The sequence below is a fragment of the Tomitella fengzijianii genome, from assembly GCF_007559025.1.
Lineage (GTDB): Bacteria > Actinomycetota > Actinomycetes > Mycobacteriales > Mycobacteriaceae > Tomitella > Tomitella fengzijianii.
On record NZ_CP041765.1, the window covers coordinates 3,154,749 to 3,169,234 of the forward strand.

Genomic DNA, 14,486 nt, shown 5'->3' on the forward strand with positions numbered 1-14,486 from the left:
TGGTGCAGGCGGGCCGGGCGGCGTGCGCCCCGCGCTGCGCGGTGGGTCCATCCCGGCGGCCTGCCGGCAATCCTCATCGTGCCGAATGTACCGACCAGCCGCACCGGGTACCCGCTGTTTACGGTCTCGAAGATTCCCGTCCGACAACGACGTCGACGACGGGATGCGCCGAGGGGCGCGACCTTGCTCGGTCACGCCCCTCGACGACGGCTCTCACGCTGTGTCCCGTGCCCGACGGGGCCCGGTGGCCGACGGGCAACACGCCCCGCCGCACCGCGCACCCGTCCGGCTACTGCGCCGACGCCCCGTTCTCGGAGTACTGGTAGAACCCGTGGCCGGACTTCTTGCCCATGCGGCCGGCCTCGACCATCCGCAGCAGCAGCGGCGGCGCCGAGTACAGCGGCTCCTTGAACTCCTCGTACATCGAGTCGGCGATCGCCTTGACCGTGTCCAGCCCGATGAGGTCGCTCAGCTTGAGCGGGCCCATCGGGTGGGCGAGCCCCAGGGAGATCGTCTTGTCGACGTCCTCGACGGTGGCGAAGCCGGACTCGACCATGCGGATGGCCGACAGCAGGTAGGGCACCAGCAGCGCGTTGGCGATGAAGCCGGACCGGTCCGCGGAGCGCACCACCTCCTTGCCCAGCACTTCGTGGGCGAAGTGCTCGGCACGCGCCCCCACCTCCGCGCTCGTGGTCAGCGTGGTCACCAGCTCGACCAGCGGAAGCACGGGCACCGGGTTGAAGAAGTGCATCCCGACGACGCGGGAGGCGTTCTCCGTGGCCATCGCGAGCTTCATGATCGGGATGGACGAGGTGTTGGAGGCGAGCACCGCGCGCGGGTCGGTGACCACCGAGTCGAGTTCGGCGAAGACCGCGGTCTTGACCTTCTCGTCCTCGGTGACCGCCTCGACCACCAGCTGGCGGTCCGCGAAGTCACCGAGGTCCGAGGTGAACCGCAGCCGCCAGGCGGCCTGCTCACGCTCGCGGTCGGTGATCTTCCCGCTGCTGACGCCGCGATCGAGCGACCGCAGGATCCGCGCACGGCCGGCGGCGGCCAGCTCGCGGGAAGGCTCGCATACGAGGACGTCGACATGTGCACGTGCGCACACCTCGGCGATGCCCGCACCCATCTGTCCGGCGCCGATGACGCCGACCCTCTGGATCTTCTCGCTTGTCACGTCAGCTCCTCAAGTGTGAGTAGGTGTTGCCCAGCGTGATTGATTCTTCTTCAGGTCCTACGGGGAACCTACCCGTGGAACTGGGCCTGTTCGGTCGAACCTTTCAGTGCGGTGGTGGAACTGGTGGGGTCGACGGTGGTGGCGATGCGATCGAAGTAGCCGGCGCCGACCTCCCGCTGGTGCTTGACCGCGGTGAAGCCGCGTTCCTCGGCCGCCTTGAACTCGCGGTTCTGCAGCTCCACGAACGAGGTCATCTGGTTGCGGGCGTAGCCGTAGGCCAGATCGAACATCGAGTAGTTGAGCGCGTGGAAGCCGGCCAGGGTGATGAACTGGAACTTGAAGCCCATCGCGCCCAGCTCACGCTGGAACTTGGCGATGGTGGCGTCGTCCAGGTTGGCCGACCAGTTGAACGAGGGCGAGCAGTTGTAGGCCAGCAGCTGGTCCGGGTGCTCGGCCTTGACGCCCTCGGCGAACTTGCGGGCGTACTCGAGGTCCGGGGTGCCGGTCTCCATCCAGATGAGGTCGGCGTACGGGGCGTAGGCCTTGGCGCGCTCGATGCAGGGCTCGATGCCGTTCTTGACGTGGTAGAAGCCCTCGGCCGTGCGCTCGCCGGTGATGAACTGGCGGTCGCGCTCGTCCACGTCGGAGGTGATCAGCGTGGCGGCCTCGGCGTCCGTGCGGGCGACGATGACGCTGGGCACGTTCGCGACATCCGACGCCAGGCGGGCCGACGTCAGCGTGCGGATGTGCTGCTGGGTGGGGATGAGGACCTTGCCGCCCAGGTGGCCGCACTTCTTCTCGGAGGCCAGCTGGTCCTCCCAGTGCACGCCCGCCGCGCCGGCGCCGATCATGGCCTTCTGCAGCTCGTAGGCGTTGAGCGCGCCGCCGAAGCCGGCCTCCGCGTCGGCGACGATGGGCGCCAGCCAGTTCTCGATGGACGTGTCGCCCTCGACGCGGGCGACCTCGTCGGCGCGCAGCAGCGCGTTGTTGATGCGGCGCACCACGGTGGGGACCGAGTTCGCCGGGTAGAGGCTCTGGTCCGGGTAGGTGTGGCCCGACAGGTTCGCGTCACCGGCGACCTGCCAGCCGGACAGGTACACGGCCTTCAGGCCGGCGCGGATCTGCTGGACGGCCTGGTTGCCGGTCAGCGCGCCGAGCGCGTTGACGAAGTCCTCCTTGTGGATCAGATCCCACAGGATTTCGGAGCCGCGGCGGGCGAGCGTGTGCTCCTCGACGACGGTGCCCTGAAGCTCGGCGACCTGCTCAGCCGTGAAGTTGCGCGCGACACCCTTCCAGCGGGGGTTCTCATCCCAGTCCTTCTGGATCTCCGCGGCGGTACGTGCTTTTCCGACGTTCGACATCGAGGCTCCTGCTCTTCGAATCTTCACTGTTGTGCGTTTCCGTGCTCGGCCGCGCCGACGGTTCCGTCCGTGACGTCCCCGCTGTGGGCGGGGTGTCGCGTGGCGGCGCCACCGGCTGTCCGGGCCGACTCGGCGATGCCACCCCGGGTGCCCCGGGGAAGCGCGGAGTTCGCATTGAAGCTTGCAAATCCGCACCGGCACTGACCTGTACAACAACGACAATGGCACACCTCAAACCTGCAGGTCCAGAGCTCACAGTTGCCAATTTTCGCCAGCTTTCCCTCCGGCTTTGCAAATTTGGCGAAGTTCTTGCTTCCGCTCGGACGCGAAGACGTCAATAGTCATCTTCACCAAAAGTTACCGTCGGGTAAGCAGATTGAGGCCCTGGCCTGGGGCGAGCCCGCAGCGGTGACGAAACGCGCCGGACCGGCCGGCCGGTCCCGCTGAGCGGGCACCCGTGCGCGTCCGCTCGCCGGAGTGCTAGCGGAGCAGGGCTGCGATTGTGAGGGTCTTCACAAGGCTCGGCGGGATTTCCGGCGCCCGAGCGAGGGCCTGGCGGGGCCTGGCGGGGTTTGGCGGGGGTCCGGCGGGGGTCCGGCGGGGGTCCGGCGGGGGTCCGGCGGGTCGCCGGGTTCTGGCGGGTCGGCGCGCGCCGGTTGTCCGGGGTCCGGCCGCCGCCGCGCGCCGGTTCCCACGACACGCCGAGACAGCACGCGCGCGCCGAGGCGACACCCGCGCGGCGGGAGAACCGGCGCGCGCCACCGCGGCACCCCACACCACCGCGGCACCCCACACCACCGCAGCACCCCACACGCCACATCCGCCCCACCGCCACCGGTTCCGCCTCCCGGGGCGGGCACCGTCCACCGACTAGCCTGTCGCCATGACAGCGTCGTCCCGCACCTCGCCCGCCGGAGCAGGCTCCACCGCCGAAGGCCCGTCCGCCACACGCCGCTCCCTCGCCACACGCCGCTCCCTCGCCACACGCCGCTCCCTCGCCACACGCCGCAGCCGCCCCACCCCGCGCCGCACCCGGATCGCCGCGACGGCCGGCCTGTCCGTCGTCGCGGCCGCGGCGCTGTTGGCGGGGTGCTCGAGCGCCTCGGAGATGTCGTGCGGCGAGTACCTCGGCCAGAGCTCGAACGATCAGAAGTCGACCACGAAGGACCTGCTCGAGGACAACGGCAACGAGAACGCCCCGGGAATGCTGCTCGCGGCCGCCCAGGGGTCGCTGGCCGGCTACTGCTCCGTCGAGGGCGACGACGCGACCCTCGAGGACGCCATGGCCGCGTTCACCGACACCCTCGACTCGATCGGCGCGACGACGGTCGCCCCCACGACCGACGCCCCCACGACGGACGCCCCGGACACCGGCACCCCGACAACGGCCCCCGGGCAACCGCACGACTGAGCAACCCGGACCATAAACCCCGCCCCACCACCCGAAACACCGCCCCACCACGGCTTGCGAACTCTGCGAACCCGCTGTTGCGAGCCTTCACATGCGTCCGTAACCTGGGATGATGACCAAGACGTTCGTGGGTTCGCGGCTGCGGCAGCTCCGCACGGAGCGGGGTCTGTCCCAGGTGGCGCTGGCCAAGACCCTGGAGATCTCCCCCAGTTATCTGAACCAGATCGAGCACGACGTCCGTCCACTCACGGTCCCCGTCCTGCTCCGGATCACCGAGGTGTTCGGGGTCGACGCCACCTTCTTCTCGCCGCAGGATTCGACGCGCCTGATCGCGGAGATGCGCGAGGTGCTGCTGGACGAGCACACGGGCTCCGACGCCGGCCCCGCGCCCGACGCGTCGGAGCTGGCGCAGCTGGCCACCGCGCACCCGCAGGTGGCGCGCGCCCTGGTGTCCCTGCACCAGCGGTACCGGAACGCCACCGACCAGCTGGGCGCACTCACCGAGGGCCGCAGCGGTGACGCCAACGCCCCCGGGATCATCTCGATGCCGCACGAGGAGGTGCGCGACTACTTCTACCAGCGGCAGAACTACCTGGACGAGCTCGATGCCGCCGCCGAGGACATGACGCAGCGGCTGCGCCTGCACCGCGGCGACATCCTCCGCGAGATCGCCCAGCGGCTGGAGCACCAGCATGACGTGCACATCGTCAAGCGCATCGACCTGGGCGACAATCTGCTGCACCGGTACGACCCCGAGACCCGCACGATGGAGTTCGCCGCGCAGCTGCTTCCGGGCCAGCGCGCCTTCCGGATGGCCACCGAGCTGGCGTTCCTGGAGTTCGGCGACCTGCTGGAGCGGCTGGCGGACGAGGGCAACTTCTCCACCGCCGAGGCCCGTTCCCTGGGCGTCAAGGGCCTGGCCAACTATTTCGCCGCCGCCACCGTGCTGCCGTACCGCCAGTTCCACGATGCCGCCGAGGAATTCCGCTACGACATCGAGCGGCTGTCCACCTTCTTCTCCGCGGGGTTCGAGACGGTCTGCCACCGGCTTTCCACCATGCAGCGCCCCAACCTGCGCGGAGTCCCGTACTCGTTCGTGCGCGTGGATCGTGCGGGCAACATGTCCAAGCGGCAGTCGGCCACGGGCTTCCACTTCAACGCGTCGGGCGGCACCTGCCCGCTGTGGAGCGTGTACGAGACGTTCGCGGAGCCGGGCAAGATCGTCCGCCAGGTGGCGCAGATGCCCGACGGGCGCAACTACCTGTGGGTGGCGCGCACCGTCACCCGCAGGTCGTCGCGTTACGGGCAGCCGGGCAAGACGTTCGCCATCGGCCTGGGCTGCGAGCTGCGGCATGCGCATCGCACCGTCTACGGCGACGGGCTGGATCTGACCGGGGCGGCGGCCACGCCCATCGGCTCGGGCTGCCGGGTGTGCGAGCGCGACGAGTGCCCGCAGCGCGCGTTCCCGCAGATCGGCAAGCCGCTGGAGGTCGACGAGCACCGCAGCACCGTCTCGCCGTACAGGGCCCGGTGACGCCCCGCCTGCCGCAGGGTCGCCGCGCCGGAGGGGGCCGGACGCTGTGACGCTCGCCACGATGCCCCACTGCGCACGGCCGGGCCGGTACCTTACCCGAGAGTTCAATTCGTGCCGATGAGCACGCCGGAACGTATCGTGTAATTGGACACCGCCACGTCAGGAGCATTGCGCATGGCCTCACGACTCGTCCCGCCGCCGCCATCGCTTGCGGGGCGCAGGATCCTCATCACCGGCGCGGCGCGCGGCATCGGCGCCGCGCTGGCCGAGCGGTTCGCCTCGCGCGGGGCGCACGTCGCACTGGCGGGCCTCGAGCCGGACCTGCTGGCGGCCACCGCGGCCAAGGCCGGCGACGCGCCGTGGCGCGAGTGCAATGTGGCGCACCGCGAGCAGGTGGACGACGCGGTGGCCGGCCTGGCGGGTGAGCTGGGCGGCCTGGACGTCGTGATCGCGAACGCCGGCATCGCGGCGCAGCTGCCCATCATCGGCGGCGACCCGTCGGTGATGGAGCGCACCGTCGCGGTGAACCTGCTGGGCTCGTACTACACGCTGCGCGCCGCCGGCCCGCACATCGCACACCCGTCGGGCTACGCCCTGGCCGTCTCGTCGGCGGCCGCCGCCGCGCACCTGCCGCTGATGGGCGCGTACTCCGCGTCGAAGGCCGGCGTCGAGGCCCTGGGCAACACGCTGCGCTCCGAGCTGCTCGGCACCGGCGCCCGGGTGGGTGTCGCCTACTTCGCGGAGCTGGACACCGACATGACCTCCCGCGGCTTCAGCACCAAGGCCGCCGCCTCCATGAACGCCGCCGGCTCGTTCACCGGCGCCACGGCCCTGGGCCCCGCCATCGACCGGATCGAGCGTGGCGTGGCCCGGCGGTCGCGCCGTATCGTCGCCCCCTGGTGGGTGGCGGGCCTGCTGCCGGTGCGCATGGCCGTGCAGCCGGTGCTGGACCGGCGGTCGCAGAAGGGCCTGGCCCAGGCGTTGGAGATCGCCCGCGACGAGCGCCCAGACCTGACCACACCGCAACCGGAGTGACCGTGATGCCTGCACAATCCACCCGCAAGGACCTGTCGACCGCCGATGCCCCGCACCGGCCGCACGTCGTACCGGAGCCGCCGCGCATCGACCCGGGCGGCTTCCGCGAGCTCGGCATCGTCAATTGGGCGTTCTGCCGCACCGCGTCGCTGGTGACGGGGGTCCCGGACGCGCACATCTTCTCCACGCTGGGCCGTGCCCGCGGGCTGTTCCGCGGGTGGCTGCACTTCTCGGCGATGATGATGCCGTTCGGCAGGATCCGCCGGCGGGAGACCGAGCTGGTGATCCTGCGGGTGGCCCACCTGCGCGGCTGCGACTACGAGGTGGACCACCACCGCCGGCTGGGCGCGCGTGCGGGGATCGACGACGCCATGCTGCAGCGGATCTTCGAGGGCCCCGACGCCGAGGGCTGGCATCCCAACGAGCGCGCGCTGCTCCTCGCCGTCGACCAGCTGGTGCAGCAGCGCGACATCGACGACGACACCTGGGCCACCGTCTCGTCCTACTTCGACAAGCGCCAGCTGATCGAGCTGGTCATGCTGGTGGGCCAGTACGATTCGCTGGCCACGACCCTGGGCGTGCTGCGCGTGCAGCGCGACTTCGCGGGCTGACTGTGAGGCCGGCATGACCGCTCAGGTTGCGCCACGCACGACCCGGCGGCAGACGCCGCGCCCGACGCCATCCGCATGCCGCCCGTGACCGCGCCCGGCCCAGGCCTCTCCGACGCGGCGGGTGGACCGGTGGGCCCGTACGCGGGCGGCCCGCCCCCGGAGGCGCTCGTCGTCGACGTTCCGCCACTGGCGCGGGTGGGCGCCGCCGAGCTGGGCCGCGCGCTGGTCGTCGCGTTCGTGCTGGTGGTTTCCGTGGCGTGGGCGGTGGCGCAGTGGCCGTGGCGCCGGCTGCGGGGCGGCAACGCGACGCTGGCCGACGCCGCCTCGCTGGGCGTGGTGGGGGCGTTCATCACGCTGGGGCCCACCTTCGTCAAGCTCGGCCAGCTGATGGCCTCGTCGTCGGGGGTGTTCCCCGCCCCGCTGGCCGACGCGTGCCTGCGCTGCCTCGACGACGTGCCCCCGGTGCCCGCGTCGGCGGCGCGCCGCGTCATCGAAGAGGACCTGGGGCATCCGGTCGAGGACATGTTCGCCGAGTTCGACGACGTGCCGCTGTCGGCCGCGTCCGTGGCCCAGGTGCACGCGTGCACGCTGCGCGACGGCCGCAGGGCGGTGCTCAAGGTGCAGCGTCCGGGGATCCGCCACCGCATGCTGGTGGACCTGCACACCGCGTACGCCGGCGCGCACATGCTGGAGCGGCTGATCGAGTTCTTCCGGGTCGCCAACGCCACCGCCATCATCCGCGACCTGCACCAGGCGACGGTGAGCGAGCTCAACAGCGCGCTAGAGGCCACGCGTCAGGAACGGGTGCGCGCCAATCTGTGGGCGTTCGGCGACAACGCGGAGGTGACCGCGCCGGAGGTCTACTGGGAGCATTGCGGGCCGCGCGTGATCTGCATGGAACGGCTCTCCGGCGTGCCGCTGGACCAGTTCGAGCAGCTGCAGCGGACCGGCCGTGACACCACGCTGCTGATCCGCCGCGGCGTCAAGGCCTGGCTCGAGTCGATCGTGGTGCACGGCCCGTTCCACGGCGACGTGCACGCCGGCAATCTGTGGATGCTCGACGACGGGCGCATCGCCCTGCTGGACTTCGGCATCGTCGGCGAGCTGCCGGAGACGTGGCGGGCCATCCTGCGGGACATGTTCTACGCGACGGCCATCGACGGGGATTTCGCGCGGGTGGCCGTCGGCATCCGGGCGCTGGGCTACGCCTCCGACGCCTCCGCCTCCGACGGCGAGGTGGGGGTGCAGTTGCAGGCCGTGCTGGCGCCGGTGCTGGCCGGCGACCTGGCCGCGCTGCGGCTGTCCGACCTCATCATGGCGCTGATCGAGGTGGGAAGGCAGTGGGGCGCCGCCAGCCCGGAGGAGCTGGTGCTGTTCGGCAAGCAGCTCGGCTACTTCGAGCGGTACGCCGCGGTGCTCGCGCCCGGATGGGCCCTGGGCAGCGATCTCTACCTGTTCCGCAACATCTTTCCGGAGGCCGTGGCGCAGAAGGCGGCGGCCACCGGGGTGGCACTCCCGGAGTGACCCGCCCGAAACCCGGCGCGAACTCGCCATTGCAGATTTCCGGGCGGGTTCTGCGTTATTCTCTGACGAGCGGTCGTCCTGGCCGCGTGGGCCTTTCGCGTGGCCGTCGGCGCTCCGACCGCCGTCCGACGAGGAGCCGGGGTATCCAGTGCAGATGATGCGAAATGACGACGGCAGCGGCACGCGGCAGGAGATTCTGGGCGCCGCTGCCGAGATCATCGGCACCTACGGCTATTTCGCCGCCAGCGTGGACAGGATCATCACGTTGGCGCAGGTGGCGCCCGGGGAACTGTATTCCCAGTTCGATTCCAAGGACGCCCTGGCGCAGGAGATCATCGCCGTCCGGGACCAGCGCGCGGCGGAAGTCCGGCGGGCCGCCGCGTCCTCGGGCGCCCCCGCGCTGGAGACTCTCATCGACGAGTCGATGGCGTTGGCGGCCCTGCGCGATTCGGACGTGTTCTGCCTTGCGGGAGACCGCCTGCTGCGGGAGGTGGACGACACCTGGGACGTCGTCGCCGCATCCCGCACGCGGGACCGCGCCGAATTCGCCCTGCTCCTACGCGACGCCCGACGCGAGGGGCACCTGGCGGGCGGGTCCGAGGGACAACCGGACGCGGTGGACGCGGAGACGGGCGGGACGGGTACCGGTGGACGCGAGGGTCGCGCGCAGGCGCAGGAGGATGCGCTCGCGCAGGTGGTCCTCGCCGCCGTGATCGGCGCCGGGGTCAGCGCGCGGGCCGTGCGCGACGCCCGGGACGCGGTCACCGTCCTGGAAAGGCTGTGGCTGCTGCTGCTTCCGGGGCTCGTCCCGGAGCACCTGCGCCCCCGCTACATCGACGCCGTCGGCCGGTCGGCCCGGCTGCACCGCCGCCAGCAGCTCCCCTGACGTCCGCGGCGCGGTCAGGCCCGGAACCGCTCCATCGGCAGTTCCGGCTCGTCGCCCTGCCGGTCCCCGCCGCCGACGAGCAGCGCCCGCATCTCGTCCTCCGGCACCGGAGGATAGAGCAGGAATCCCTGCGCTCGATGGCATCCGAGCTCCAGCAGCATCGTCGCGGCGATGGAGGTCTCCACCCCCTCCGCCACGATCTCATGGCCGAACCCCGCCGCCAGCGAGATGATGGCCCGCACGATGGCCAGGTCGGCGGCGTTGCGTCCCAGGTTGCGCACGAACCCCTGGTCGATCTTGAGCACGTCCACGGGCAGGTGCTTGAGGTGCGAGAGCACGCTGGCGCCGGTGCCGAAGTCGTCGATGGCCAGGTGCACGCCCAGGGCCTGCAGCGACCGGAGCGTGTAGCGGATGGAGTCCAGGTCGCGCACCACCACGTGTTCGGTGATCTCCAGGCACAGCGCCGCCCCGGGCAGGCTGTATTCAGTGAGCACCGCCTCCACCGTGCCGACGATGCGGGTGGACACCAGCTGGGCCGGCGAGACGTTGACGCGCAGGACCACGTCGGCCGGCGCGCCGGCCGCGCGCCAACCGCTGAAGTCGCGGCATGCGCGGTGCAGCACCCAGTCCCCCAGCGCGCCCGCGAGATTCATCGACTCGGCGATGCCCACGAACTCGCCGGGCGGCAGCAGCCCGCGGCCGGGATGCTGCCAGCGCACCAGAGCCTCCACCGCCAGGATCCGGCCGGTGCGCAGGTCCGCCTCGGGCTGGTAGTGCAGCAGCAGCTCGTCGTGCGCGATGGCGGCCGGCAGGTGCATCTCAACGTCGGAGCGGAAGTCCGCCTCCGCGGACATCTCCGCGCTCAGGACCGTCACGGAGTCGCCGCCGGCCTGTTTTGCGGTGCGGGCCGCCGTGTCGGCCCTGCGCATCAGGCTCGTCGTGGTGGCCGTCCCCGGCGCGGCCAGCGCCACGCCCATGCTCACTGTGCGGATCACCTGCTCGCCGCCCACCGACACGTACTCGCGCACCGCCCGGCGGATGCGGGTGGCCTCCGCATAGGCGCCGGACGTGGTCATCGGCCTGCCGGGGAGGATCACGAACTCGTCGCCGCCCAGCCGTGCCACCAGGTCGCCGGCGGTGGCCTGCTCGCGCAGCCGCTCGGCGAAGACCCGGAGGAACTCGTCGCCCACCGCATGCCCCAGGTAGTCATTGATCGACTTGAACCGGTCGAGGTCCAGGAAGAGGATCGGGATGCACTCGTCCCGGTCCGACGACAGCCTCCTGTCGATCTCACGGAACAGCGCGCGCCGGTTGTACAGGCCGGTCAGCTCGTCGTGATCGGCGACGTGCCGCAGCCGCTCCTCGGCCTCGATGCGGGCGTGCAGCTGGGCGAACAGCGAGGCGATGGCCTGCAGCGCGCTGACCTCGAGCTCCCCCCACGACCGGTCGCCGAACTTGACGAAGCCCAGGGCCCCCGTCGTCACGTCGCCGGAGCGCAGGGGCACGGCCGCCACCGACGTCGCCGTGACGCTGCGGCTGACGCGGATGTGGCGCTGGTACTCGGAGGTTTCCGGCCCGGGGCGAATGAACGTCGGCTCGCTGAAGTCCTCCATGGCGGCGAAGACGGGGTCGGCGTCGGCGAAGTGGACGAGCTTGAGCGGGTCGGGCGCCTCGTCCGCGCTGCGCACGGGCCACTCGGCCACCAGTCTCGTGGCGCGGATGGCGTGGTCGTTGCGGCGCAGGAAGCTCGCGTCGACGGCGAAGTAGCCGGCGACGTCGCCGAGCACCTGCTCGCTGATCTCCCGGGCGGACGCGGCGTCGGCCCCCATCAGGGCGGTCGCCACGTGGGTGACCAGTGCGTCGAGACTGCGCCTCATCGGCCCGCTCCCGCCCGGCCGGCCCCCGCAGGAGCCGCCGCCGCGCACGGCGCGCGGCGGCGGCTGCGCACCCGCACCGGGGCCGCGTCGTGGGACAGCCGCAGCACCAGTGCCGGCGGGCGGTCGCCGGCCAGGCCGGCGATCCCGGCGAACTCCCGGTGCAGGCGGCGCAGCTCGTCGGCGTGGCGGCGGGACAGCAGCGCGTGGTCGTCCGGAGTTCGGTCGCCGGACGCCTGGGCGTAGAGGAACACCGGCGACATCGGGTGCACCGACAGGCCGCGCCGCTGGGCGCACACCCACACCGCCTCGGTGGCCGCTCCGCCGCGCACGTGGTCGCGCAGGGACCGTCCGGGGCAGGTGACCACGGCCAGCGCGGAGCCGGAAAGGACCCGGGTGCGGGTGTCCTCGCCCAGCGCCGCGCCGGCCGTCGCCGCTTCGCGTTCGTCCCGGTCCGCCAGTGCGGCCATCACGTCGGCGCGGCGGACCACCCCCAGCACGGCGAGGTCGGCGTCGGAGAGGCCCAGGGACCGCACGTCGATTCCGGTGGGCGGCGGGCCGTCGGGGCCCGGTTCGCACAGCTCGGAGATCATCTCGGCGTGCAATCGCGGGTCGAGGTACCGCACCCGGTCGGCGGCGGCGAGCACGCGCGCCGCGTCTTCGATCGCGCCGCGCCCGGTCAGCAGGCGCAGGCCGCCGCCCTCCCGGCGCGCGGCGGCGCGCAGGTCCGCCTCCACCCGCGGGTCCAGCGCGCGCGGCCGGCCGGTGTTGCGGTTGGTCTCGCGCCGCAGCACGCCCGGATAACTCGCGGCCAAATCGGGGTCGGCCTCGCCGCCGAAGCGCAGGCGCACGGCCGGCAGCGCCAGGTCCTCTCCCCCTGCGGAGGTGCCCCCGGTGGCCGCGCTCTCGGTGTATTCAGCCGGGCCCAGGATCCCGTGCGCCGCCGCCGCCGCGCGCGCGTTGTGCAGCGCGGCGCCCAGGGCCACCGCGCTGCCGCGCCGGTGCAGGTCCATGGTCACCGAGGCGGCCGGGTCCAGGCGCAGCGTCAGCCCGTCGCCGTGCAGCTCGATGGTCCACGGCTGGGCGTTGCCGCCGGAGGGCGCCCGCGCCGCCGCGAACGCCACCGCCGCCGCCGGATCCGCCTGCACCTCCGCGTCCGCCTCGGCCCCGCCGCCGGAGGGCGCCTCCCGCACGCCCGGCGGCTCCGGACCGTCGAGCCGCGGCCCCGGCAGGGCGATCCCGTCCAGGGCTTCGTCGATGTCGATGCGCACCCGGCCCGACGGCAGCGGCCGGCCGATTCCGATTCGGCGCACCGCCGCGGCCACCGCGGCCCCGCCCGCAGCGACGTCCCCCGCCAGCTGCGGCCAGGTGCCGATGGTGTGCCCCACCTCCAGCAGCGATGCCGCCCCCCGCGTGGACAGCAGCGCCGCGTCGAGGATGCGCAGCACGTGCGGCACCTTGTCGGCGTTGGACAGCCCGGCCAGCCGGGCGCCGTCGACCCCGCCGAGCACCCCGTGCAGCACGGGACGCCGCGGTTCGAGGTCGAAGCGCTCCACGTCCAGCAGGCCGCGGTCGCTCGTCGCCATCAGCACCGGGATGCGGCGGCTACGGGCGTGCTCGCGCAGCTGCACCTTCATCTCCAGCGCGTCGCATTCCTCCACCAGGAGGCCGACGCCGTCGAGCAATGCGTCGATACCGGCGGGCGTCGCCCCCTGCGGGTGCACGTGCACCGGCAGGTAGGGGTCGAGCTCGGCGATGCGGCGCGCGGCCACGACCGCCTTGTTGAGCCCCAGTTCCAGCACGCCGGCCGCCACCCTGTTGAGGTTGGAGACCTCCAGGTGGTCGAAGTCCGCCAGCACCAGCCGCCCGCACAGCCCCTCCAGCGCCAGCTGCTGCGCCACGGCGTACCCGGCGCTGGACCCGATCACCGCGATGGTCAGAGCGTTCAGCCGCTCCTGTTCCCCGGCGGTGATCTTGTGGCGGTTGCGGTCCAGGCGCAGGCGCCGGTAGCCGCGCGGGCCCAGCAGCGCCACCAGCGAGCGGCGCCACGGGTAGTGGACCCACCGCGGCGGCTCGGTCATCAGCCCGGCGTCCGGGGCGGGCAGGAGCGCCGCCAGCCCGGCGCGCTGCTGCGCCAGGGTGTCGAGCACCTCGACTGCCGGATCGGCACGCAGCGCGTCGATCCGCTCGTGGTCCGCGGGGTCGGCGGGATCGAGCACGTGCGCGCGTGCGTCGCCGGGCCCCGTCACGGCTGCACCGCCGGGGCGAGGGCCGCGGCGACCACGGCCGATTCTTCGGTGATCTTGAGCGCCTGCCCGCGCTCGGCGTTGCACAGCACGTCAGCCCGGTCCCACCACATGATCCGCGTCCGGTAGCGGGCGTCCGGGTAGGGCGTGGCCGGTACCGCGTCGGCGACGACCCCGCCCGACGAACTCCATCGGTCCAGCACGTATGCGGCGGAGGTGGCCATGACGAAGCGCACGTCCAGCAGCGCCATCGTGTGCACGGCCACGCGGGCCAGGGTGGTCGCCACGCGGCCGGATCCGCGCGCGGCCCACGCCGCCTTCATCTCCGCGACGCCGCCGGGAAGGCGCGCTGCGATCATCGCCCGCACCTCGTCCAGCCCGGGCTCGCCGGCCCATTCCTCCAGCGCGTGCGAGTCCTCGACGCGCCGGAACGGCCCCACCGCGCGCACTCCGCCGACCACCGCGCCGTCCGCGTCGACGGCGACGAAGAAGACGGCGGTGCTGCGGCCGTCGCGCATGCCGTCGAGCCCCAGCGCCTGCTCGACGCCGAAACGCCGGTACCCGTCCCGGGCCCCGCGCAGGTACTCGTGCCACAGCCCGGGCTCTGCGGACGGGGTGGCCGCGACGACGGTGCAGCCGCCGTCTGCGTCGCGATAGGACACCCGCGGCGGTCGTTCATCGCACGCGTAGCCCGGTCCGGCGGAGATCGCGTCGGCAGATGCGAGGAACTCCATGCGCCCATCCCTTCAGGACGTGTCGCGCACCGCGGCACTGCGGGAGATTCGCGGACGTCCGGCCACGGCCGGACGCCACGCCATCCATTGAAT

11 protein-coding genes are annotated in these 14,486 nt (G+C 72.4%); 6 read left to right on the plus strand and 5 right to left on the minus strand.

Annotation, left to right across the window (positions count from 1 at the left end; all coding sequences use genetic code 11):
* Positions 1-289 precede the first annotated feature (289 nt).
* The gene (locus tag FO059_RS14405; RefSeq protein WP_143909688.1) at positions 290-1,177 is read right to left on the minus strand and encodes a 3-hydroxybutyryl-CoA dehydrogenase; all 888 of its coding nucleotides are present in this window, start codon (positions 1,175-1,177) and stop codon (positions 290-292) included.
* Between the two features lie 68 nt (positions 1,178-1,245).
* Positions 1,246-2,538, minus strand: coding sequence for an isocitrate lyase (gene aceA / locus FO059_RS14410; protein WP_143909689.1), 1,293 nt, complete (start codon positions 2,536-2,538; stop codon positions 1,246-1,248).
* A gap of 883 nt (positions 2,539-3,421) precedes the next feature.
* Here aceA and FO059_RS18915 point away from each other — a divergent pair.
* The 6 genes from FO059_RS18915 (at position 3,422) to FO059_RS14435 (ending at position 9,539) form a co-directional block, all read left to right on the plus strand.
* Positions 3,422-3,949: a hypothetical protein gene (locus tag FO059_RS18915; RefSeq protein WP_168226564.1), complete on the plus strand. Its 528-nt coding sequence runs from the start codon at positions 3,422-3,424 to the stop codon at positions 3,947-3,949.
* A gap of 112 nt (positions 3,950-4,061) precedes the next feature.
* Positions 4,062-5,483, plus strand: a complete 1,422-nt coding sequence (ramB, locus tag FO059_RS14415) for an acetate metabolism transcriptional regulator RamB (RefSeq protein WP_143909690.1) — start codon at positions 4,062-4,064, stop codon at positions 5,481-5,483.
* A gap of 174 nt (positions 5,484-5,657) precedes the next feature.
* Entirely contained in the window at positions 5,658-6,518 is an 861-nt protein-coding gene (locus FO059_RS14420; RefSeq protein ID WP_143909691.1) for an SDR family NAD(P)-dependent oxidoreductase, read from the plus strand.
* 5 nt (positions 6,519-6,523) lie between these two features.
* Positions 6,524-7,129 carry a carboxymuconolactone decarboxylase family protein gene (locus FO059_RS14425; protein ID WP_143909692.1) on the plus strand — a complete coding sequence of 202 codons (606 nt, stop codon included), beginning with the start codon at positions 6,524-6,526 and terminating at the stop codon, positions 7,127-7,129.
* A gap of 84 nt (positions 7,130-7,213) precedes the next feature.
* Positions 7,214-8,653 carry an ABC1 kinase family protein gene (locus tag FO059_RS14430; RefSeq protein WP_233267116.1) on the plus strand — a complete coding sequence of 480 codons (1,440 nt, stop codon included), beginning with the start codon at positions 7,214-7,216 and terminating at the stop codon, positions 8,651-8,653.
* A gap of 154 nt (positions 8,654-8,807) precedes the next feature.
* Positions 8,808-9,539, plus strand: coding sequence for a TetR/AcrR family transcriptional regulator (locus FO059_RS14435; RefSeq protein WP_143909694.1), 732 nt, complete (start codon positions 8,808-8,810; stop codon positions 9,537-9,539).
* Between the two features lie 14 nt (positions 9,540-9,553).
* On the opposite strand, the gene FO059_RS14440 is transcribed toward FO059_RS14435, so the two are convergent.
* Genes FO059_RS14440 through FO059_RS14450 form a run of 3 tightly spaced genes read right to left on the minus strand, consistent with a single transcriptional unit; the run spans position 9,554 to position 14,393 of the window.
* Positions 9,554-11,416, minus strand: a complete 1,863-nt coding sequence (locus FO059_RS14440; RefSeq protein ID WP_143909695.1) for a putative bifunctional diguanylate cyclase/phosphodiesterase — start codon at positions 11,414-11,416, stop codon at positions 9,554-9,556.
* Positions 11,413-13,662, minus strand: coding sequence for an Rv1355c family protein (locus FO059_RS14445; RefSeq protein ID WP_143909696.1), 2,250 nt, complete (start codon positions 13,660-13,662; stop codon positions 11,413-11,415). The genes FO059_RS14440 and FO059_RS14445 overlap by 4 nt, the downstream gene beginning before the upstream one ends.
* Complete coding sequence (locus FO059_RS14450) at positions 13,659-14,393, minus strand: hypothetical protein (protein ID WP_233267115.1); 735 nt, start codon at positions 14,391-14,393, stop codon at positions 13,659-13,661. Before FO059_RS14450 ends, FO059_RS14445 begins: the two co-directional genes overlap by 4 nt.
* Positions 14,394-14,486: the final 93 nt, after the last annotated feature.

Coding starts and splice junctions, on each gene's coding strand:
- aceA (WP_143909689.1), bottom strand. CDS start 2,538: ATGTCGAACGTCGGAAAAGCACGTACCGCCGCGGAGATCCAGAAGGAC.
- FO059_RS18915 (WP_168226564.1), top strand. CDS start 3,422: ATGACAGCGTCGTCCCGCACCTCGCCCGCCGGAGCAGGCTCCACCGCC.
- ramB (WP_143909690.1), top strand. CDS start 4,062: ATGACCAAGACGTTCGTGGGTTCGCGGCTGCGGCAGCTCCGCACGGAG.
- FO059_RS14420 (WP_143909691.1), top strand. CDS start 5,658: ATGGCCTCACGACTCGTCCCGCCGCCGCCATCGCTTGCGGGGCGCAGG.
- FO059_RS14425 (WP_143909692.1), top strand. CDS start 6,524: ATGCCTGCACAATCCACCCGCAAGGACCTGTCGACCGCCGATGCCCCG.
- FO059_RS14435 (WP_143909694.1), top strand. CDS start 8,808: ATGATGCGAAATGACGACGGCAGCGGCACGCGGCAGGAGATTCTGGGC.
- FO059_RS14440 (WP_143909695.1), bottom strand. CDS start 11,416: ATGAGGCGCAGTCTCGACGCACTGGTCACCCACGTGGCGACCGCCCTG.
- FO059_RS14450 (WP_233267115.1), bottom strand. CDS start 14,393: ATGGAGTTCCTCGCATCTGCCGACGCGATCTCCGCCGGACCGGGCTAC.